Below are 20,692 nucleotides of genomic sequence, written 5' to 3' on the forward strand. Positions count from 1 at the left end.
ATGAACAAAAGTAAACGCTTTCTTTTTACTTTATCAATTATGTTAATAATCTCGCTTTTTTTAGGAGCATGTAGTGGAGCAAAAGAAACAGATAGTAAAAAGAAAGATTCAGGAGCTACGGGGCAAAAAGAATTAGTTTTTGGTCGCGGTGGTGATTCAACATCACTTGATCCGGCAACGACAACAGAAGGTGAATCTTTTAAAGTAACTGAGAATATTTTTGAAAAATTAATCAACTTTGGTGAAGGAAATACCGAGTTAGAAGAAGGATTAGCGCTAGATTGGGAGATGTCTGAAGATGGACTTGTTTATACATTTAATTTACGAGAAGGTGTAAAGTTCCATGATGGCACTGATTTTAACGCAGAAGCAGTTGTTTATAATTTTGAGCGTTGGATAAAGGGGAATACTGGTGTTTCTGGTGATGATACACCTTTCCCATATTTTCAGTCCCAATTCGGTGACATTATTAAAGAAGTAAAAGCAGTTGAAGAATATAAAGTACAGTTTACATTAAATCGTCCGCAAGCAGTATTTTTAAAAAATTTGGCGATGTCGCCATTTGTTATTGCTAGTCCAACTGCATTAGAAAAGCATGGCGACAAGTTTAGCGAACACCCTGTCGGAACAGGACCCTTTAAATTCATTGAGTGGAAGCGTAATGATAAAATTGTGATCGAAAAATTTGAGGATTATTGGATGGAAGGTTATCCGAAGCTTGATCGAATTATATTTCGCTCAATTCCAGAAAATTCGGCACGGTAAAACGCCCTTAAAACAGGTGAAGTCGATTTAATTGATGGTGTTAACTTTAGTGATGTACCACAAATTAAAGAGGATGCAAACTTACAAATTTTCTCTCGTCCATCGCTGAATGTAGCTTATCTTGGCTTAACAGCAACAAGAGGACCTTTAACTGATAAAAAAGTCCGGCAAGCATTGAACTATGCAGTCGATAAAGAAACTTTAATCACCGCTTTTTATGAAGGTTATGCACAACCAGCGAAAAACCCAATGCCTCCAGTTATTGCAGGCTATAATGATAAGATTGAAGATTATCCTTTTGATTTAGAAAAGGCAAAAGAGCTATTAACCGAAGCAGGCTATCCAGATGGTTTTGAAATGGAGCTTTGGGCAATGCCAGTTCCACGTGACTACATGCCTGATGGTCAAAAGGTGGCGGAGGCGATAAAATCAAACTTTGAAAAAATTGGAGTCAAAGTAAAAATCGTTTCTTATGAATGGGGGACATATTTAGAAAAAGCAGCAGCAGGTGAAGCCGACTCATTTTTATTAGGATGGACTGGTGATAATGGTGATGCCGATAACTTCTTATATGTTCTTTTAGATGAAGATAACATTGGAACGAACAATTATACGTATTATAAAAATTCAGAACTTCATCAAATCTTAATTGAAGCACAAGCTGAAGTTGATGAGGGAAAACGAGAGGAGCTTTATCAAAAAGCACAAGAAATAATTAAAGACGATGCTCCTTGGATTCCGCTTGTTCATTCTGAACCTGTTCTAGCAGGATCTGCAAATATTACAGGATTAACACTCCAACCTACAGGATCAGATAAATTACACAAAGCTGAATTTAAATAACAAAAAGGGAGTTAAGAATACTCCCTTTTTCTATCTTTAAATTTGCATTTTCTACTGTTACGGTTAAGTTTCTTAAAGAAAGAAGGTAGAACATATGTACGCTTATGCTTTACGTAGAATACTCATGTTAATCCCTGTGCTGTTTGGATTAACATTAATCGTTTTCTTCATGATTCGGGCGATTCCTGGAGACCCGGCCCATATTATTTTAGGACAAGCAGCTACAGAAGAATCAATTGAAAACTTACGTGCAGATCTTGGTCTTGATGAACCATGGTATACACAGTATGTCAAATATTTAGGAGGTTTGTTGACAGGAGACTTAGGTGATTCTCTGCGAACGAACGCTCCTATTTCAAATGAGATATGGCCTTATTTAGCAGCAACGTTTGAACTGGCGCTTACTGCAATGGCGATTGCAGTTTTTATAGGTGTAAATGCGGGGATTATTAGTGCTTGGTTCCAAAATTCTTGGTTTGATTATATATCAATGCTGCTGGCATTAATCGGGGTATCAATGCCAATCTTTTGGCTTGGTTTAATGGAGCAATGGGTCTTTTCTGTAAACCTTGAATGGCTGCCGACATTTGGCCGGGATAACGTTCGCGATCCTGTGCAGCCGATTACCCACCTTTATTTGATCGATACGCTTCTGCAAGGGAACTTTAAACAGTTTACTGAAGTTGTAAAGCATTTAATTTTGCCAAGCATTGCGTTAGCGACGATCCCGATGGCTATTATTGCTAGAATTACCCGTTCAAGCATGCTTGAGGTAATGAGATCGGACTTTGTCCGCACTGCACGAGCAAAAGGTTTAAAGATGTTTTGGGTCGTTTACAAACATTCGCTAAAAAATGCAGTAATCCCAGTATTAACAATCATTGGTTTACAATTAGGGTTACTTCTCGGCGGAGCTATATTAACAGAAACAATTTTTAGCTGGCCCGGTATTGGGCGTTACATATACGAAGCCATTAATTATCGTGATTATCCAGTCATTCAATCTGGAATCTTACTCATCGCCCTATTTTTTGTGACGATCAATTTAATCGTAGATCTTTTATATGGTGTTATTGATCCGCGTATTAAGTATCATTAACTATTTAAAGGAAAGCAGGTGAAACGATGGGAGAGCTCGCTCGAAATGACAGTCATCATATATTAGAAACAGAAGAAGAGAAAGTGGTTTCGCCGTGGAGAGAAGCTTGGCGAAGCTTTCGACAAAACAAGTTGGCACTTATCGGAACTTTCATTGTCATCACTTTTATTATGATGGCTATTCTTGCTCCAGTAATCGCTCCGGAAGGGATTGATGAACAAAAATTTACAGAAAAATTACAATCACCTTCAAGTAAGCATTGGTTTGGCACGGATGATTTTGGTCGTGATATTTTTTCACGGGTCATTTACGGTGCCAGAATCTCACTTTCTGTTGTTTTTTTTTTTTCGGTTCTAGGCTCAATCGTTGTTGGAAGTTTGCTAGGGATAGTCGCTGGTTTCTATGGACGTTGGATTGACACGGTGATATCACGTATATTTGATATTATGCTTGCGTTTCCAAGTATATTGTTGGCGATTGGAATTGTGGCAGTACTCGGACCATCATTACAAAATGCACTTATTGCCATTGCGATCATTAACGTACCAAATTTCGGTCGTCTCATTCGATCAAAAGTACTTAGTGAAAAAGAAGAAGAATATATTACGGCCGCAAAATCAATTGGGATGAAGGACACTAGAATTTTATTTCATCACATCCTTCCTAACAGTATGGCACCTATTATTGTCCAAGGTACGTTAGCGATTGCAACAGCTATTATTGAAGCGGCTGCATTAGGATTTCTCGGCCTTGGTGCAGAAGCCCCTTTGCCTGAATGGGGCAAGATGCTTGCGGATTCAAAAGGATTTTTAGTAAATGCGCCATGGACAATGGTTTTTCCGGGACTTGCGATTATGTTAACGGTGTTAGGCTTTAATTTAATGGGTGATGGACTTCGTGATGCTTTAGACCCGCGGATGAAACAGTAGTAAAAATGTCTTTATGTTTTATTGGCTCGGTTTCCTTCTGATGACATAGGCGAAGGAGAAAGCGGGTTTTTTTTCATTTCATCCGAACGAATGAACTTGAAAACTGCGATATTGTTAAAAAAAGAAACTTTTCTGTAAAAATTGCGTATAAGTATGTGGAGGGAGGAGTTTGAAATGGTACTTAAGCTAGAAAAAGTAACGAAACGATTCGGACAGTTTGTAGCTGTAGATCACCTATCATTATCAATTCCTAAAAACGAAATGTTTGGATTTTTAGGAGCGAATGGTGCAGGAAAAACAACTGCTTTTCGGATGATATTAGGATTATTAGACATAAGTGAAGGAAATATTTCGTGGAATGGGAAGAAGATTGATTATTCAACAAGTCCATTAATTGGATATTTACCTGAAGAAAGAGGGCTTTATCCAAAGCTAAAGGTTTCTGATCAAATTGTTTATTTAGCGAGACTAAGAGGAATGCGAAAACAGAAGGCATTAAAGGAACTAGAATATTGGCTTGAAAGATTTAAAGTATCAGATTATAAAAATAAAAAAGTTGAAGAACTTTCAAAAGGAAATCAACAAAAAATCCAATTTATTGCAGCTGTTATCCATAAACCAGAACTGTTAATTTTAGACGAGCCATTCAGCGGTTTAGATCCTCTTAACGTAGAGCAGTTAAAAGCGGCTGTCTTAGATTTAAAAGATTCAGGCACAACGATTGTATTCTCTAGCCATCGGATGGAGCATGTTGAGGAAATGTGTGAACACCTTTGTATTTTCCATAAAGGGAAACCTGTTGTCCATGGATCGCTTAAAGAAATAAAACGGGCGTTTGGAAAGAAAAACGTCACAATTCATGCAGACTTCGATCTTACTTTTTTAGGTGATTTACCTGGAGTCGTAAAAACGAAAAAGACACCTGAAGGCATTCATTTGCACATTAACAATGAACAAGTAGCTGATACCATATTAAAAGAAATTGTTGGAAAAGGGTTTGTTCGTAAATTTGTTCTTGAAGAACCGTCATTAAATGATATCTTTATTGAAAAGGTAGGTGCGGCTTATGAATAATTTTTGGATTATTTTATTTCATACGTTTACGAATAAACAAAAAACAAAATCTTTTATTATTACGACAGCAATAATGGTAGGAATCATTTTTATTTTAGGAAACTTAACAAACATTATTAATTTTTTTAATAAAGAAGAAGATGTAAACAAAATAGCCGTCATTGAAGAAACAGGAAATTATTATGATCTTTACAAACAAAATATAGAAGAAGTTAATGATGACATTCAACTAGTTTTATTTGAAGGAACCGTTGATGAAGCAATAAAGGCAGTTAAGGATGGGAAGTTTGAAGGGGTGATCCATGTAACTGCAAATGAAGATCAATTACCGGCAGCAACTTATAAAGCAATGACAGTTGCAGATTCAACGTTGGCGACGGAGTTAGAAAGTGGCTTACAACAAGTAAAAACAATGTTAGCTGCTAAACAGGCGAATTTAACTGAAGCACAAATGAACAAAATTTATGAACCTGTACAATTTGAAAAAATACCACTGCAAAAAAATGCAAAAACCGAAGAAGAACTTAATCAAGCACGGGGTCTTGTCTATGCATTATTATTCATTATTTATATTGCAGTTCTTATGTATTCTTCGATGATTGCGATGGAAGTAGCCACTGAAAAATCTTCACGTGTAATGGATATTTTAATCTCTAGTGTTTCGCCAATTACGCAAATGTTTGCTAAAATCTTTGGGATTGCTTTATTGGGCTTAACTCAGTTTATTGTTTTAATCGCCGCAGGGTATGTTGCAATTCGACGTAATTTACAGGGATTGGAAGATGGCTTTTTTAGTTATATGGGATTCGGTGAAACATCTATCGAAACACTCATTTATGCAGTCGTTTTCTTTATGCTCGGCTATTTGCTTTATGCGACTTTAGCTGCGTTTTTAGGGTCACTCGTTAGTCGAATAGAGGACGTTCAACAATTAATTTCTCCGATGACTTTTTTAGTTATTATCGGTTTTATGATTGCGATGTTTGGCCTTGGAGAACCAGAGTCAACATTCATTACGATTACGTCATTCATTCCATTTTTTACACCCATGATTATGTTTTTACGTGTGGGCATGCTCTCGATACCATTTTGGGAAATTGCTTTAAGTATCGGGCTTCTCGTTACAACGATCATCATTTTAGCTGTCTTTGGCGCTCGCGTGTATCGTGGAGGAGTATTGATGTATGGAAAATCAAGCTCATTTAAAGATATTAAAAAAGCGCTCCAACTGACAAAAAAGGAATAAGTATTTTGAAAGGAGATTGATTCAAAAAGGAACTGCCTTTTTGAATCAATCTTTTTTTCCTTTTTTTTGGCTGTTATTTTGAAGTTTCACACGCTTTGAAAAAAAGCTCCTTCCTTCTTGGATTAAATATTCGCCGAAGGGAAATTCAATAAATCAACAAAGTTATCTAACACAGACTAAAATCATGATCATCAGAACGTGCATTCGTATTTTTGGAATGGTACAATGAAGAAAAATGAGAGGCGTTTAAAATGAAAAAGACTACGTTTATCCATACGGCTGATTTGCACTTAGACAGTCCAATGATCGGATTAAGCGGGTTACCTAATCATATATTTAAAAGGGTCCGCGAGAGCACGTTCAAAGCATTTAAAGCAGTGACAGATGAAGCGATAAGACGTCATGTTGATTTTATTATTTTTGCTGGTGATTTATTTGATGGAGAAGATCGAAGTATTCGTGCTCAAGCTCATTTTAGGAATGAAATGGAGAGGTTGGGGCAGCATGGAATTCAAGCGTTTGTTATTCATGGAAATCACGATCATTTAAATGGGTCGTGGCATCATTTATCAATGCCGGGAAATGTCCATGTGTTTACCCATCATGTTGAATATAAAGCTTTTCAAAATGAGTCTGGAGCAGTCGTTTATTTGTACGGTTTTAGCTATCCAGAACGTCATATATATGATGACATGACCCCTTATTATCAAAAAGCTTTAGGGGCTGATTTTCATATCGGGATTTTGCATGGGCATAATGAGGGAGGCAGTGAGCATAGTCGATACGCTCCTTTTAAAGTAAATAATTTACTCCATAAGGAGTTTCATTATTGGGCCCTTGGTCATATTCATAAACGGACTATTTTACACGATGAGCCTTATATCGTATATCCAGGTAATATTCAAGGTCGGAATCGTTCCGAGTTAGGGATGAAAGGCTGCTATGCAGTCACATAAGAAGAAAATAGTACTCATTTGCAATTTAATGAAACATCAGACGTGATTTGGGAAGAAGTATATCTCGATGGAAAAATCATACATCATCTTGATGATGTATATCGTCTTTGTCATCAATGTCTTGATGAGATGAGACGAGAAGGAAAAGGAATTATTGTAACTATTATCATTAACAATATTCAGAATGCTGATTTCCTTGATGACGGAGTGAAAACTGAGTTATTAGAATTACTCCAAGAAGAGGAGCAAGCCGAAGAATCATTTGTATTCCCGATTGAAATTCGATGTGAAAGTGGCTTTTCTTTTGAGCGTAACGTTGTTGCAAGTGAAGCAGAATTTTATCAAGAGCTTTTTGATGTGATTGATCATTGTGATGATATTGATCAAGTAATAGCTCCTTTTTTTGAACATTACCAAGGAAGAAAATATGTAGAAAAGCTTTCAGTTGATGAAAAGCAACAAATCGTTCGTGAAGCAGAAGCATTGCTAGTAGAGAAGCTTTATAAAGACGATGGAAAATAAAACGAAGGGAGGAATAATGTTTGAAAATAAAGGAAATAAAGGTTTATGGCTACGGGAAGCTAGAGAATATTGTTATTAAACAGATTGAGAATTTTACCGTCTTTTACGGTGAAAATGAAGCTGGAAAATCGACGATTATGTCATTCATACATAGTATTTTGTTCGGCTTTCCGACAAAACAGCAATCAGAATTAAGATATGAACCTAAGTTTCATTCAAAATACGGCGGACAACTTATTGTAGATTTTCCTACGGCTGGAAAGGCAATTATTGAACGGGTAAAGGGGAGAGCAGCTGGAGATGTAACAATCACGTTGCAAGATGGCCAAAGAGGCGGGGAAGAGCTTTTAAAAGAGTTTATCAATATGGATCGAGCGACTTTTCAAGGGATTTTTTCTTTTAATTTGCAGCGTATACAAAATGTTCATCTCATAAAAAATGAAGATTTAAACAAATTTTTATTTTCAACAGGCGCAATCGGTACTGATCGGCTTTTAAAAGTTGAAAATTGGCTACAAAAAGAAATGGATTTACTTTTTAAACCAAATGGGAAGAAGCCTCTATTGAATGAAATGTTAAAAGACATTCGTGAGGCGGATCGTCTGTTGCAGAAGGCGAAACAAAATAACGAGCAATATTGGTCTCTTTTAGAAGAACGAAATATTTTGCAATTGAAGTTTAGTAAGTTGAAAGAAAAAGAAGTTGCTTTAATGGGTAAAGTGAAACAGCTGCAAGACTTACAGCAATTACGCCCTTATATAATAGAAAAGGAACAAATAAATAAAACATTGCAAGAAATTAGAGAAATTCAGTTTCCGGTTGATGGTCTTAATCGCTTTAAGCAGTTGCAACAATTGATTACTCCATATGATGTTCAATTGAATAGTAAACTAGAAAAAATACAGTCGTTAAAAGATGAAATGGCCATTCTAAAACTAGATAAACTAGTTTTAGAACGAGAATCTGATATTTTATTCGTTAATGAAAACATGCCATTATATGAACGATTGAAGCATGAAGAAAAAGAGTGGCAGCTAAAAGTCATTGAACTTGAACAAGAAATACAACGATTAAAAGAGCACCTTCATCTTTCGATTGATGAGGAAGAGTTAAAGTCAATTAATACAAGTATGATGATAAAAGAAAAAATTGAGGACGTCCATCGTAATATGCTGCGTTTAAAAGAAAAGAAACTCCAGCTCGATGAGCGCTTTATTGAGGAAAGGGACAAGTTAGAGAGTGTAGAAAAGGAAGTTTTTGAAGTTGAAAATAATATTCTCTCTAATGAAAAAAGGGATGAGCTTGAAAAACTGATTTTACATGGAGAAGAGCAAGAGAAAATAATGCTTGAACTGAAAGAACTGGAAGTAAAAATAAAGCAATTGCAAAGGGGAAAAATGGAGGAAGACAAGAATAAAAAAGTTGAAAAAAAAAGAAAGAGAAGATTCAGAAAGGAATTTTAGTTGTTTTTTTCCTTTTTGTTTATGATGATCGGATTTAAAAATAATCAATGGTTATTAGTAGCTGCCAGCTGTTTGGCGCTTTTATTGTTATTTTTATTCAACACTAAAAATAACAATGATAAAAATAAAGTAAACATTGAAGAAGAAATTAAGGCTTTAGAAGAACGTAAGCATACTTTAAATAATAAACTGCTAAAATCAAATCCAATTCAAACTTATGAAGTCCAAGAACAGCTTGCGAAGGACGATTTTTGCAAAGAACGGCTAGCTTTATTAAAACTGAAATTAGAACAACAAAATAATGAGTATGAAAAAATTATTCATCTGTTTGCAGCATGGGAAAAAGAATTCATTGAGAATGAACAATTAACGATTGAGCTTGGCAAACAGTTAAAAATACGTAAGGAAGTAGCGAAAACATATTTACGAGATGCATTTGAACAAATAGTACGATTAAAGGAACTGAGCCGTGAATTAGAAAAGGCTAGAGCTCATGTGATAACAGTTTGTAAAGGCCTAAATAAAATTGAAGCGAAGCTTTTTCAGCTAGCAAACGACTGTAAAATAAATGAGCGAACGTCTATTTATCAAATTGCTCTAGAATTAAAACGGAGATTAACAGTTGAAACAGAGAAGCAACTTCAGCTTACAGAAAAGCAAGAAAAACGCATAGAATTAGAAGAAGAAATATCATTGCTTAAAGATGAGCAAGAACGTCTTCAAATGGAGATAGATCAATTGTTGAAGGCGGCTCATACAGATAATGTTGAAGCTTATTTTAAACTTGGGAAGCAAGCGGAGAAGCGAATGATGCTGTCAGAAAGATTGGCTGAATTAGAGCATTTTTTAAGTCGCACATCATTTACGAGTATTGATAGTGAATTGTATCATCTAAGTACTGACGGAGAAGCAGATTATAAAGCTAATTTAGAACATGTTCGTAATAAAATAACTGCTTTACAAACACGGCTTGCTGAAGTGAAGCATCACATTCATGTGCTTGAAGAGGGTGGAACGTATTCGGATATGTTGCACAATTTTATGCAAAAAAAAGAAACTTTCAATAAAGAAGCTAGGAACTGGGCTCGTTTTGCAATTGCTAAAGCCCTTTTGCTAAAAACAATTAATCATTATAAGCAGGAAAGGCTTCCAAAAATACTTTCAACAAGCGAAGGATATTTACAAAAGCTAACTAATGGAGAGTATGTACGAATTTTATTTCAAAATGGAAAAGAAGGGTTTCTCATTGAACGGAAGGATCATGCTCTTTTCAGTCCTGAGGAGCTTAGTCAAGCAACGGCTGAACAAATATATGTAGCGCTTCGGCTAGGTTTAGCTACAACGTTAGCTGAGTCCAGTGAGTCTTATCCAATTATTATTGATGATAGTTTTGTTAATTTTGATCATGTGAGAACAAAACTAATGATTGAACTATTGCAAGAATTGACTTCTAAGCATCAAGTATTATTTTTTACTTGTCATCAACATCTTCTTCCATACCTTACTAAAGAGAGAATTGTTAATTTACAAGAAATTACGAAAGACCGTTTAACGATTGTTTAGCAGTTTAAAAGATGGAAAAAAGATGGCTGATACGTTAAAATATTTGGATGCCCTAAATTTCTGTCAATTATCAGTACGTCACTTTTAAGAAGGGATTAATGCGATGAAAGGGAATCAATTTACTTTATTAAGTTTTAATTTGTTTATTATTATGGTTGGGATAGGATTAGTCATTCCAATTTTACCATTTTATGTTGAAAAATTTAATGCGAATGCACAGATTATGGGTTTATTGGTAGCTATGTTTGCGTTTATGCAGTTTATTTTTGCGCCTATTTGGGGGCGGTATTCAGATAAGATTGGGCGAAAGCCATTGATTGTATTAGGGTTATTTGGATTTGCAGTTGCAGAATTTATATTTGCTTTTGCAACTGGGTTGTGGATGTTGTTTCTATCGCGAGCATTGGCAGGAATATTTGGTTCCGCACTCATGCCAACAGCTATGGCATATGTATCAGATGTAACAGCTGAGGAGAAACGCGGTCAAGGGATGGGACTGTTAGGAGCGGCGATGAGTCTTGGAATTGTAATTGGACCAGGAATTGGCGGTTGGCTTGCAGAATTTGATTTATCTTATCCATTTATATTTGCGGGGATTGCTGCAACGCTGGCTGGTGTGTTGTCTATAACTATCTTACCAGAATCTTATCCGAAAGAGGCTCGTCAAGCAAACAAACTTGAACATGACGAGGAAAAGATAGGTCAGATCACACTAATGAAGACTACGTTGTTAAGTCCAGTAGGATTTTTACTTTTTTTAGTTTTTATTATGAGTTTTGGATTAGCAAACTTTCAAGCTATTTTTGGTTATTATTCAATGGAGCGATATTCTTTTGGTCCACAACAAGTTGGTTTAATTATTTTATTAACCGGTGTGATCGGAACAATGATTCAAGGGGGTGTTGTTGGTAAGCTTATTTCGTCGTTTGGTGAAGAGCGTGTCGTAAAGGGATCTTTATTATTAAGTGCAATTGGTTTTGTGCTAATGACTCTCGCTCCCTCCCTCCCGTGGGTACTTATGACGACTAGCATTTTTTTTATCGGAAATTCAATTTTACGTCCAGCTGTTAACACATTTATTTCAAAACTTGCTGGCAGGCGTCAAGGAATGGTTATGGGATTAAATAATTCTTTTTTAAGCTTAGGAAATGTAGCTGGACCGATTATTGCGGGGACGTTGTTTGAATGGAACATTCATATTCCATATATATTTGGTGCATTGGTTATGCTTATTGGATTTATTTCAACGTCTATTTGGATATCTAGAAAAAAGAAAGCTCTGCTTACTGCGGAACAAATTCAATAATGTTGAGTAGTGTTATTTGCGGTGTTTTTTGTTCTTTTTAGGAAAATAATGATATGTTATACTCAAATTGTAGACAAAATCAATATTAATTAATTTTCCAAAAGATTAGAAAACGCTTCGTGCGTAGCATGAAGCGAATAGAACAATTGTTCATGAAATCTATTGATTGATATTTATTTTGATTAATAAGGGGGGCGGAAAAAACTGATGAGTAAAGGAATATTGTTTCATAGTGTTGGTGACCAAGTTGAAGTTTTTTTACTAATAAAAAGTTCGGTAAAAGGGATTGCAAGTAATGGAAAGCCTTTTTTAACGCTTATTTTACAGGATCGTAGCGGAGAGATTGAAGCAAAGTTATGGGATGCTTCCGAAGAAGATGAAAAAACATACGGACCTGAAGGTATTGTCAAAATCATAGGTGACATTCAAAACTATCGCGGGCGTAATCAGCTGAAAATTAGACAAATCCGTCCAGCACTAGACACTGACTCAGTTCAAATCGCTGATTTTATTGAGACGGCTCCGCTAAGCCAAGATCAGATGATGAGTAAAATAACTCAGTATATATTTGAAATGAAAAATCCAAATATACAACGAATAACGAGACATTTATTAAAAAAGTATCAAGACCCTTTTTTGGAATATCCAGCCGCTACAAAAAATCATCATGAATTTGTATCTGGACTTGCTTTCCATGTTGTTTCTATGCTTGACTTAGCGAAAGTAATTTCAGAGTTGTATCCGACTCTTGATAAAGATCTTCTTTATGCCGGGGTTCTTCTCCATGATTTAGGTAAAGTAATAGAACTATCTGGGCCTATTTCAACTAGTTATACGATTGAGGGGAACTTATTAGGTCACATTACGATTATGGTAAGTGAAATCGGAAAGGCAGCAGAAGAACTCAGCATTACAGGTGAAGAAGTGATGATTCTTCAACATTTAGTTCTTAGTCACCACGGAAAAGCAGAATGGGGGAGTCCTAAGCCTCCTCTCATTAAAGAAGCAGAAATTCTCCACTACATAGACAACATAGATGCAAAAATGAACATGCTTGATCGTGCTTTAGAAAGAGTAAAACCGGGTGAATTTACAGAAAGGATTTTCCCGTTAGATAATCGAGCTTTTTATAAACCAACATTTCATAAGTAAAATGTATATTTTTCATGTAAAAAGATATTATTGAAACTAGTAAAGGGATTGCATATTTCTTATTTTCTCGCATATGTTATACAAAGTAAAAAGCTTTGGGACAACCATATGATATGATCGGAGGAGAAGGAAATGGCAATCCCTATTTGGATTTACTTTGTTTTAGCAGGCATTGCTGTTAGTGCATATATGACGATAAAAACTGCTAAAGAAGAAAAACAACGGGAAAGTGAATTAATAGAACAAGAGGGAGAGGTTTATATGCATCGTCTAGAAGAAGAAAGGACACGTAAACTAGAGCAGGCCTCATCGGAAACCTCCTAAAATTTTTAAAGCGGATGCGAAAAAACGCACCCGCTTTATTTTTTATATCGTTTATTTTCAATTAACAATGAATGATTGTCACTTGCTGAATATTATTGTTTGTCTGCTTGGTCGTCTGATTTAAATGTATCTTTAAAATCTTTATCTTTTACTTTCACTTTTGCCTCTTTCAGCTCACGCTCCATTGCTTTTTGAATTGTCGTATTATCTATTTTATTCATTTTAATGTCGTGTTCGATGTCTTTTTTCATTTCATCGTATGATTTTTTCTCTTTTTTCTCAGTAACTTGAATAATATGCCAGCCGTTGTCAGTTTGAACTGGAGCACTTATTTCATCTACTTTTAGTTTGAATGCTGCTTCGTCAAATTCAGGAACCATTTGTCCTGAGCCAAACCAGCCTAGATCACCGCCGTTTTGCGCAGACATAGGATCATTTGAATGTTCTAAGGCTAAGTCTTCAAATTTTGCACCTTCATCAAGTTTAGCCTTTATATCCTTTGCTGTTTGCTCATCTTCCACTAAAATATGACGCGCCTTAATTTCAGGCTTATAATTTTCATAATACTCTTTCATTTCTTCTTCAGTAACTTTTATATCTTTAGTTACTGCTTTTTCTTGAAGAAGTTGAAACTTTGCAAGTCTTTTAACTTCTTCTTTACTATACTGTTCAAGTGCTGGTCCGTATTGCGCTTCTAAATCTTCAACTGCTTTTTTAATCTCCTTATCAGAAACTTCATATTTATCGGAGAGGATTTTTTCAAAAACGAGCTCTTGCAGCGTCTGTTCCCCGTATCTTTCCTTCATTACTTCATAAAGCTCATCTTTCGTTACGTTACCTGCTTTTGTTTCAGCAATATTTCCAGACGCTCCATTATTGCTGCATGCGCCTAAACTAATGACTCCTGCAGCAAGTGTCATGGATAAGATCCATTTTTTCATGAAGAACAACTCCTATTAAAAATTTCTTGTGGCATGTCTTTTTCCCACTTCATTACTATAACATAATTTTCAATCAGTTTAAAAAGATAACATAAATTCATCCTAAAAATCATTAAAAAGTGGGTGTTTTACTTAGCCAAATTAGGGACATTTACATATGATAAAGCGAAGAGAATAAAGGAGGTACATTTTTGAAAATTTTTTATTGCTTGCAGTAGTTCATGCATAATCAAAATGCAGCCTTTACTTTTAAGAAAATAAGAAGTTAGTGTGATAAATGCCTATTCGAAAACAGGGTCATTGAATACTATATGATAGCAACACAAAAAGGGGGTGTTGTCATGGGTGGAGCATATGGCGGAGGATTTGCATTAATTGTTGTCCTGTTCATTTTATTAATCTTAGTAGGAGCTGCATGGATTTATTAGAGGAAGAGAACGGGAAACAGGTTGACTCATCAGCCATTGAAAGGAGGAAGGTATAATGTCTGGACCTGGTTACGGTGGAGGGTTTGCATTAGTTGTTGTACTCTTTATTCTTCTCATTATTATAGGCGCTTCATGGTTATATTAATAATAAAAGCGGTGATAATTTTTTTCACCGCTTTTAGTTATGTACCTTTTGCTATGCTTTATTATGTTAATGATATTTCAATAAATGATGATACAAGTAAAATAGTAACTAGCACACGTTAATTGTTCGGAATACTTTAGGCTGACGTTCCTCCGGTATTTCCCTTTGGATGCAAAGGGAATTAGTCATTTTATTAATATTAAATAATATGAAAACAGCAAATACAATAAAAACGGAGATCATCATTGATTCCCTCCCTATTATACGATTTATGATAATAAAGATAACAAAGTTTTTGTAAAAAAGATAGTCTAATAAACTTTAATTAGCGAGATTTTCTCATTTAAGAGAATTTATTTTTTCGCCTATTAGTAATTTTTTTACAAAAAAACGTTTTGTATTGTGATTAACTTTGATAAGGATAATTAGGCGGTATATTATATATACAGCTGTTAACTGAAGTTAGAAAGCCATGATTCATTTGATGATAAAAGGAAGAGCAAAGCGAAATCTTGCTAATATGTATTTTTACATAAAGTTATTTACATACTTTACGATGAAAAAGTAAAAAAATCAATAGGAATTTTAATCTATTTATAAACTTTATGTATTTACTTTCGATGAAAAGGATCACATAAAATAGCATATTTATAAAAAGGTTAACATATGTAAAATTGATTTTGTGAAAAAATGAGCAATAAAATTAAACAACAAAAGCGGAAGTTTTTATTTATTTTCATCCGCTTTTAGTACAATTTTTTGTCCAAATTTGCATTTGAGCTTTGACCATGTCTTTATTAGCAGCTATGAACGAGTTCAATTAAGCTAATTCTTGTTTAGCGATATTTTTCTTTTTTAATGTCCCTTCTTTTTCATCAAACTCATTTTCAATATTGGAAAATGATCGTTGGAAAATTTCCATAAAATCATCTCCATAAATATTACGGACAATTGCCATCATCTCCATATTTTCTGGAAATTTCCCATATAATTCCTTCAAAGGGAGTGCGCCAGAAAATGCCGCATTTTTTTCGGGTTTATAACTTTCCATTAAGCAAAGGAGTACATTTTCGCCTTTTTCTGTTAGTTGAATATAAGTATTTCGTTTGTCACTTTCTTTTTTTGAAAACTTTAATAATCCTCGTTCTTCAAGCTTCTTTGAAAAATAAAATGCAGTGGATACATGCATCACACCGAATTTAGCGACATCAGAAATTGATGCACCATCTAAATGATATGCAATCCATAAAATATGATGTTCATTAATATTTAAGTTGAATGGCTTAATCCATTGCTGCCAATCTTTTTCAATTGCTTTCCAGAGAGCTTTACTTAATTGAGCAATCCGTTGGCTAAAAAGCATTGCTTCTTTCATTGAGTATTGTTTTTCCGTTAACACGAGTTTCACCTACTTTATCTTTCTTTTATTTTCATTATGCCAATAAAATAAAAAATAATAAAGAATAAAATTTACTAAATTTTTAGAAATTAATAATATGAAAAAGTGTAAATGCAGAAATAGTATTAATATTTGAGCATGACTACACATTAAAAAAACTATTTTTTATATATATATTTAATTTCTCTATAAATGGAAAGAATCCTTCTTTAAAACTTAAAAATGTTTTAATTAGAAAGTGATGCTTCTAAATCGTTAATCGCTTTTTCAATTTCAATCATTTCTAGTTTGATTTTGTGTTGATGAGGTTTAATCTCGCTTTTCCATTGATTGATCAAATTTTTTATATCTTTCATAAAGGTAATTATTATACTTTTACTTTCCTCTGATAAAATATTTGTTGCTTTTTTAATTTCAGCAAGATTTGATTTTAGATCAGTTAATCGATGCACCCATTCATCTTTACAATTTTTTAATTCAATGCGTAATTCCTTTCCAGGTGAGGGTGTTGATAATAACATACTTATTCCAGCTGCTACACCCCCAATAAAGAAACCGAATAAAAAAGGTTTGGCTTTCATTTATATTCACCTCAAAATGCATTTAGTAATTTGTATAAAAATTCTACAAAAAATTCAAAAACCCTTTTTTCAAATAATAATTGTTTAATTATTATATTTTTTAAAGGGACTTTTATCCTATATTTACCGTTTTATCATAGCCATTAATGGAAAAGCATACATATTATCAGGTACATGCTTTTTCTGAATTTGATTAAAGGGGTGAATGAGGTGGGGGTTACTTTTATACTCTTTTCGATAAGCATAGTATTGTTTTTAGGGACTCTTTATTATTTATTAGCAGCACAAAAGTCTGGTGTATATCCCCCAAGGCAAGTATTACGTAAAAGAGCAGGTGTTTTAGCAGGGGGAGGTGTCTTTTTTTTAACATTAGGAATCATCTTTCAGTTGTTTTCATAAAAAAAGAACCCTAACCGGGTTCTTTCAGACTGTTGATGAACGCTCGCATTCTTCGTTACGATATGTTTTATTCGCTTTGCAGCTTGACTGAGAAGGCTTTTTCACGTCTTTCGTTCAAATAATCTGGAAAGAATCGTAATCATGTTGTATATTATTGAATTTATTTTGTTTGTTCAGCAAGCTTTGTACGTTTAAATATTGAAATAGCGATTGGGTAAAGAATTAACATGACAATTGTATTGACAAGTGCCGCTGGTAAAACTACTGCTGCAAATAACGCTGTGAATGCTCCAGGCAATCCAACAATAAAGTAAGCGGATGATAAAAAGATAATTCCGGAAATAATTGTTCCAAGAGCCGTTAAAATGCTAATGCTTATAATGGAAAAATGAAATTTTTTTATTGCCAATAATAAAATAAAAAATATAAATGCGGTTACTGGTTTATCAATGATGTTCGGAATTAATCCGCCTGGAAAGGTAGTGGTGATTCCAGATATTAAGCCCGTTACAATTCCAAGTAAAAGAACGCTCTGTTTATCAGGAAATAAAATAATTCCCAAAAACATCATTGTCAACATCATATCTGGTTTCATTGACAGAAATATTCCCGGAACAACAGCATGGAGAACTGCACCTATTCCTACTAATAAAGATAGAATTACAATGTTTTTTGCACTCAATATTAATCTCTCCTCTTCTAATCTAAACTCATTCTTCTCCCGAAATGCTCTCATATGCCAACGGCGAAAAGATTGTAAATATTATATCATATTTGCACCCATTGCTAAATGCTATATTTTAACATCATTTTATTCGAAAATAATTTTCTGTTTTAGTATAAAAACATAATTTTTATCTTCTGTCTATTTCCAAGAAATGTTATATTTGCTCAAATTCATCAATCAACGGGAACTAAGGGAAAGCTCCCGCTGATTAAATTTTTACATTACCTGTAGTTCTTTTGAAACTTCTTCATAAATTCAGTAAGCTGAATGACGTGCTCAACTGGAACAGCATTGTAAATAGAGGCACGACAGCCGCCAATTGAGCGGTGGCCATTTAAGCCGATAAAGCCGGCTTCTTTTGCTGCGGAAAGAAAAGCGGCAGTCATTTCATCATTATTAAGAGTAAAAGTTACATTCATTTTTGATCGACTATCTAACACCGCATGTGGGTTGTAAAAGCCGTTGCTTTCTTCGATTGCTTTATATAAGATGGCTGTTTTTTCATTGTTTCTTTCTTCAAGTACTTTTATGCCACCTTCTGATTCCATCCATTCAAGAACGAGCATAAGTAAATAAATTGCCAATGTTGGCGGAGTATTATAAAGAGATTTGCTTTTTGCATGTGTTCGGTAATTTAACATCGTCGGTAGGCTATCTTGGGATCGTTCAAGTAAATCTTTTCGAATGATTACGACAGTAACTCCCGAGGGACCAAGTTTTTTTTGAGCACCTGCGTAAATAAGTCCAAAATTCGATACGTTTATATGTTTGCTTAATATATCACTAGACATATCAGCAATTAACGGTACATTTGTTAACTTAGGGTATTCACTCCATTCCGTTCCATAAATTGTATTGTTACTAGTGAGATGTAGATATGCGGCTTCCTCAGTAAATTGAATATTTTCAAGTTTAGGGATGGAACGGTAGTTGTCTTCTTTCGTTGAAGCAAGAATTTTTGTCTTTCCATGTTTCTTTGCTTCTTTTAATGCTTTTTCAGACCAGGAACCAGTTAGTACGTAATAAGCTGTTTTTCCTTTTTCAAGTAAGTTCATTGGTACCATTGAAAATTGCAAACTCGCTCCGCCTTGTAAAAACAATACTTCATAATCATCGGAAATATTCATTAACCGACGTAAAAGTAATTGTGCATTGTTATTTATTTGTTCAAACTCTTTACTGCGGTGGCTTAATTCCATAACGGCCATTCCAGTACCGTTGTAATTCATCCAAGTTTTTTGTGCTTTTTCTAATACAGGCTGTGGAAGAGATGCAGGTCCCGCATTAAAGTTTAACGCTCGTTTCATCGCTTTTTCCTCCAATACAAAAATGTTTACTATGATACGGTAAAGAAATAAAGATAGATTTACATTTATCCTATCAAAAATAAGCTTTATTTTATATAAAAAAATAAAAAAAATAAAAGACAGCTTCTGCCTGTGCAGAAGCTAAAAAATGATATGCTTGTTTATATTAGATGCGATTTTTTGTAAATCATCATTTGTATAAGCGCTATTATGGGTTTTCCAAACGGCACCAAACCCGTCTCCTTTACCGTAACGAGGGATTAAATGTAAGTGAAAATGAAAAACTGATTGTCCTGCTTGTTCACCATTATTATTTAATAAGTTTAGTCCAATTGGATTAAATTCAGCTTTAATTGCATTGGCAATAGATGGTACAGATTCAAATAAATGACTTGCGATATTCGGTGATAACTCATAAATATTTTCTTTATGTATTTTTGGAATAACAAGTGTATGGCCTTTTGTCACTTGACTTATATCAAGGAAAGCAAGTACATGCTCATTTTCATACACTTTTGCAGCCGGAATACGGCCATTTACAATGTCGCAAAAAATGCAATTCGTCAATATGTTTCATCCTTTCAATAATGATGTTGTTTTTTTGGCAATGTTATCATACTTTTTTAGAAAAGAAAACAGGCAGGATCCATTTGGAATCCTGCCTTTAGACTGTTGATAAACGCTCGCATTCAGCGTTACTTGCACTTCGTTGTAAGCTCATGAACGCCTGTTCTATTCGCTTCCGCCTCGTTGCTCGGCGCCTCGACTGACAAGCGTTTTCAATCAGTCTAAAGAAGAGTATTACTTTAATATTAACTTTTCTTTAAATTAAAGCAGGCAGGACCCATTTGGAATCCTGCCTTTAGACTGTTGATAAACGCTCGCATTCAGCGTTACTTGCACTTCGTTGTAAGCTCATGAACGCCTGTTCTATTCGCTTCCGCCTCGTTGCTCGGCGCCTCGACTGACAAGCGTTTTCAATCAGTCTAAAGAAGAGTATTACTTTTAATATTAACTTTTCTTTAAATAAAAAACAGGCAGGACCCATTTGGAATCCTGCCTTTAGACTGTTGATGAACGCTCGCATTCAGCGTTACTTGCACTTCGTTGTAAGCTCATGAACGCCTGTTCTATTCGCTTCCGCCTCGTTGCTCGGCGCCTCGACTGACAAGCGTTTTCAATCAGTCTAAAGAAGAGTGTTACTTTAATATTAACTTTTCTTTAAATTAATGCAGGCAGGATCCATTTGGAATCCTGCCTCGAAAGGGAGTATACTTTACTTATACGTTCTAAATAAAGGTTGAGTGTCTTTGGTAAACACCTCATTTATCTTATGAATTGTTTAATGTGAGAGCGATCCTTTGTTCAAGCTGATCATCCCCTCTAAAAAGGTCTTTATATGTTTCACAACGTATAAAGCAGCTGATGATCTTTACTATGAGCATTTGCACCTATTTTGGGTGTAAGAACAATGTTACGATTCTCACGTCCAAAACAACCATCCCCTTTTAGGAACATACGAA

Annotated in this window: 20 protein-coding genes and 2 pseudogenes; 15 read left to right on the forward strand and 7 right to left on the reverse strand. The window is 34.7% G+C overall.

Features of this window, described 5'->3' with window-relative positions; all coding sequences use genetic code 11:
• From K6959_RS03375 to K6959_RS03425, 12 genes and pseudogenes are all read left to right on the forward strand, one after another.
• Positions 1-1,608, forward strand: a pseudogene (locus K6959_RS03375) (ABC transporter substrate-binding protein).
• A gap of 94 nt (positions 1,609-1,702) precedes the next feature.
• On the forward strand, positions 1,703-2,707 hold the full coding sequence (locus tag K6959_RS03380; protein ID WP_163238976.1) for an ABC transporter permease: 1,005 nt from the start codon (positions 1,703-1,705) through the stop codon (positions 2,705-2,707).
• A gap of 26 nt (positions 2,708-2,733) precedes the next feature.
• Positions 2,734-3,636: an ABC transporter permease gene (locus K6959_RS03385; protein ID WP_223087634.1), complete on the forward strand. Its 903-nt coding sequence runs from the start codon at positions 2,734-2,736 to the stop codon at positions 3,634-3,636.
• 174 nt (positions 3,637-3,810) lie between these two features.
• Positions 3,811-4,710, forward strand: a complete 900-nt coding sequence (locus K6959_RS03390; RefSeq protein WP_223087636.1) for an ABC transporter ATP-binding protein — start codon at positions 3,811-3,813, stop codon at positions 4,708-4,710.
• Positions 4,703-5,956, forward strand: a complete 1,254-nt coding sequence (locus K6959_RS03395; RefSeq protein ID WP_223087638.1) for an ABC transporter permease — start codon at positions 4,703-4,705, stop codon at positions 5,954-5,956. The genes K6959_RS03390 and K6959_RS03395 overlap by 8 nt, the downstream gene beginning before the upstream one ends.
• Before the next feature lie 251 nt (positions 5,957-6,207).
• Positions 6,208-6,912 (forward strand): metallophosphoesterase family protein, encoded by a 705-nt coding sequence (locus tag K6959_RS18780; protein WP_262421881.1) that lies wholly within the window; start codon positions 6,208-6,210, stop codon positions 6,910-6,912.
• 18 nt (positions 6,913-6,930) lie between these two features.
• The gene (locus K6959_RS18785; protein WP_262421882.1) at positions 6,931-7,434 is read left to right on the forward strand and encodes a hypothetical protein; all 504 of its coding nucleotides are present in this window, start codon (positions 6,931-6,933) and stop codon (positions 7,432-7,434) included.
• A gap of 20 nt (positions 7,435-7,454) precedes the next feature.
• On the forward strand, positions 7,455-8,897 hold the full coding sequence (locus tag K6959_RS03405) for an ATP-binding protein (protein ID WP_223087640.1): 1,443 nt from the start codon (positions 7,455-7,457) through the stop codon (positions 8,895-8,897).
• The gene (locus K6959_RS03410) at positions 8,898-10,460 is read left to right on the forward strand and encodes an ATP-binding protein (RefSeq protein ID WP_223087642.1); all 1,563 of its coding nucleotides are present in this window, start codon (positions 8,898-8,900) and stop codon (positions 10,458-10,460) included.
• Positions 10,461-10,563: 103 nt separating this feature from the next.
• On the forward strand, positions 10,564-11,766 hold the full coding sequence (locus K6959_RS03415; protein ID WP_223087644.1) for an MFS transporter: 1,203 nt from the start codon (positions 10,564-10,566) through the stop codon (positions 11,764-11,766).
• 207 nt (positions 11,767-11,973) lie between these two features.
• Positions 11,974-12,918: a 3'-5' exoribonuclease YhaM gene (gene yhaM, locus K6959_RS03420; RefSeq protein ID WP_163238988.1), complete on the forward strand. Its 945-nt coding sequence runs from the start codon at positions 11,974-11,976 to the stop codon at positions 12,916-12,918.
• Positions 12,919-13,050: 132 nt separating this feature from the next.
• Complete coding sequence (locus tag K6959_RS03425) at positions 13,051-13,242, forward strand: sporulation YhaL family protein (RefSeq protein WP_163238990.1); 192 nt, start codon at positions 13,051-13,053, stop codon at positions 13,240-13,242.
• Between the two features lie 92 nt (positions 13,243-13,334).
• On the opposite strand, the gene K6959_RS03430 is transcribed toward K6959_RS03425, so the two are convergent.
• Positions 13,335-14,183 (reverse strand): peptidylprolyl isomerase, encoded by an 849-nt coding sequence (locus K6959_RS03430; RefSeq protein WP_163238992.1) that lies wholly within the window; start codon positions 14,181-14,183, stop codon positions 13,335-13,337.
• Positions 14,184-14,524: 341 nt separating this feature from the next.
• Between K6959_RS03430 and K6959_RS03435 the strand changes: the two genes are divergently transcribed.
• Positions 14,525-14,611, forward strand: coding sequence for a YjcZ family sporulation protein (locus K6959_RS03435; RefSeq protein ID WP_163239150.1), 87 nt, complete (start codon positions 14,525-14,527; stop codon positions 14,609-14,611).
• Positions 14,612-14,666: 55 nt separating this feature from the next.
• Positions 14,667-14,756 (forward strand): YjcZ family sporulation protein, encoded by a 90-nt coding sequence (locus K6959_RS03440; protein WP_163238994.1) that lies wholly within the window; start codon positions 14,667-14,669, stop codon positions 14,754-14,756.
• A 61-nt stretch (positions 14,757-14,817) separates the two neighbouring features.
• On the opposite strand, the pseudogene K6959_RS18790 reads toward K6959_RS03440, so the two are convergent.
• The 3 genes and pseudogenes from K6959_RS18790 to K6959_RS03450 form a co-directional block, all read right to left on the reverse strand.
• Positions 14,818-14,999 (reverse strand): annotated as a pseudogene (locus K6959_RS18790) (hypothetical protein).
• Positions 15,000-15,576: 577 nt separating this feature from the next.
• Entirely contained in the window at positions 15,577-16,131 is a 555-nt protein-coding gene (locus K6959_RS03445; RefSeq protein ID WP_223088293.1) for an HTH-type transcriptional regulator Hpr, read from the reverse strand.
• A gap of 251 nt (positions 16,132-16,382) precedes the next feature.
• Complete coding sequence (locus tag K6959_RS03450; protein ID WP_163238996.1) at positions 16,383-16,736, reverse strand: YtxH domain-containing protein; 354 nt, start codon at positions 16,734-16,736, stop codon at positions 16,383-16,385.
• Positions 16,737-16,946: 210 nt separating this feature from the next.
• On the opposite strand from K6959_RS03450, the gene K6959_RS03455 reads away from it, so the two are divergent.
• Positions 16,947-17,135 carry a membrane protein YhzF gene (locus K6959_RS03455; protein ID WP_246234454.1) on the forward strand — a complete coding sequence of 63 codons (189 nt, stop codon included), beginning with the start codon at positions 16,947-16,949 and terminating at the stop codon, positions 17,133-17,135.
• Positions 17,136-17,295: 160 nt separating this feature from the next.
• Here K6959_RS03455 and K6959_RS03460 read toward each other — a convergent pair whose 3' ends face one another.
• From K6959_RS03460 to K6959_RS03470, 3 genes are all read right to left on the reverse strand, one after another.
• Positions 17,296-17,817, reverse strand: coding sequence for a tryptophan transporter (locus tag K6959_RS03460; RefSeq protein WP_163239000.1), 522 nt, complete (start codon positions 17,815-17,817; stop codon positions 17,296-17,298).
• 266 nt (positions 17,818-18,083) lie between these two features.
• Positions 18,084-19,169 (reverse strand): phosphoserine transaminase, encoded by a 1,086-nt coding sequence (gene serC, locus K6959_RS03465; RefSeq protein ID WP_223087645.1) that lies wholly within the window; start codon positions 19,167-19,169, stop codon positions 18,084-18,086.
• A 141-nt stretch (positions 19,170-19,310) separates the two neighbouring features.
• Complete coding sequence (locus tag K6959_RS03470; RefSeq protein ID WP_163239004.1) at positions 19,311-19,736, reverse strand: HIT family protein; 426 nt, start codon at positions 19,734-19,736, stop codon at positions 19,311-19,313.
• Positions 19,737-20,692 lie beyond the last annotated feature (956 nt).

Origin of the sequence: Bacillus aquiflavi (genome assembly GCF_019915265.1) — a bacterium.
Classification (GTDB): domain Bacteria; phylum Bacillota; class Bacilli; order Bacillales; family Cytobacillaceae; genus Bacillus_BT; species Bacillus_BT aquiflavi.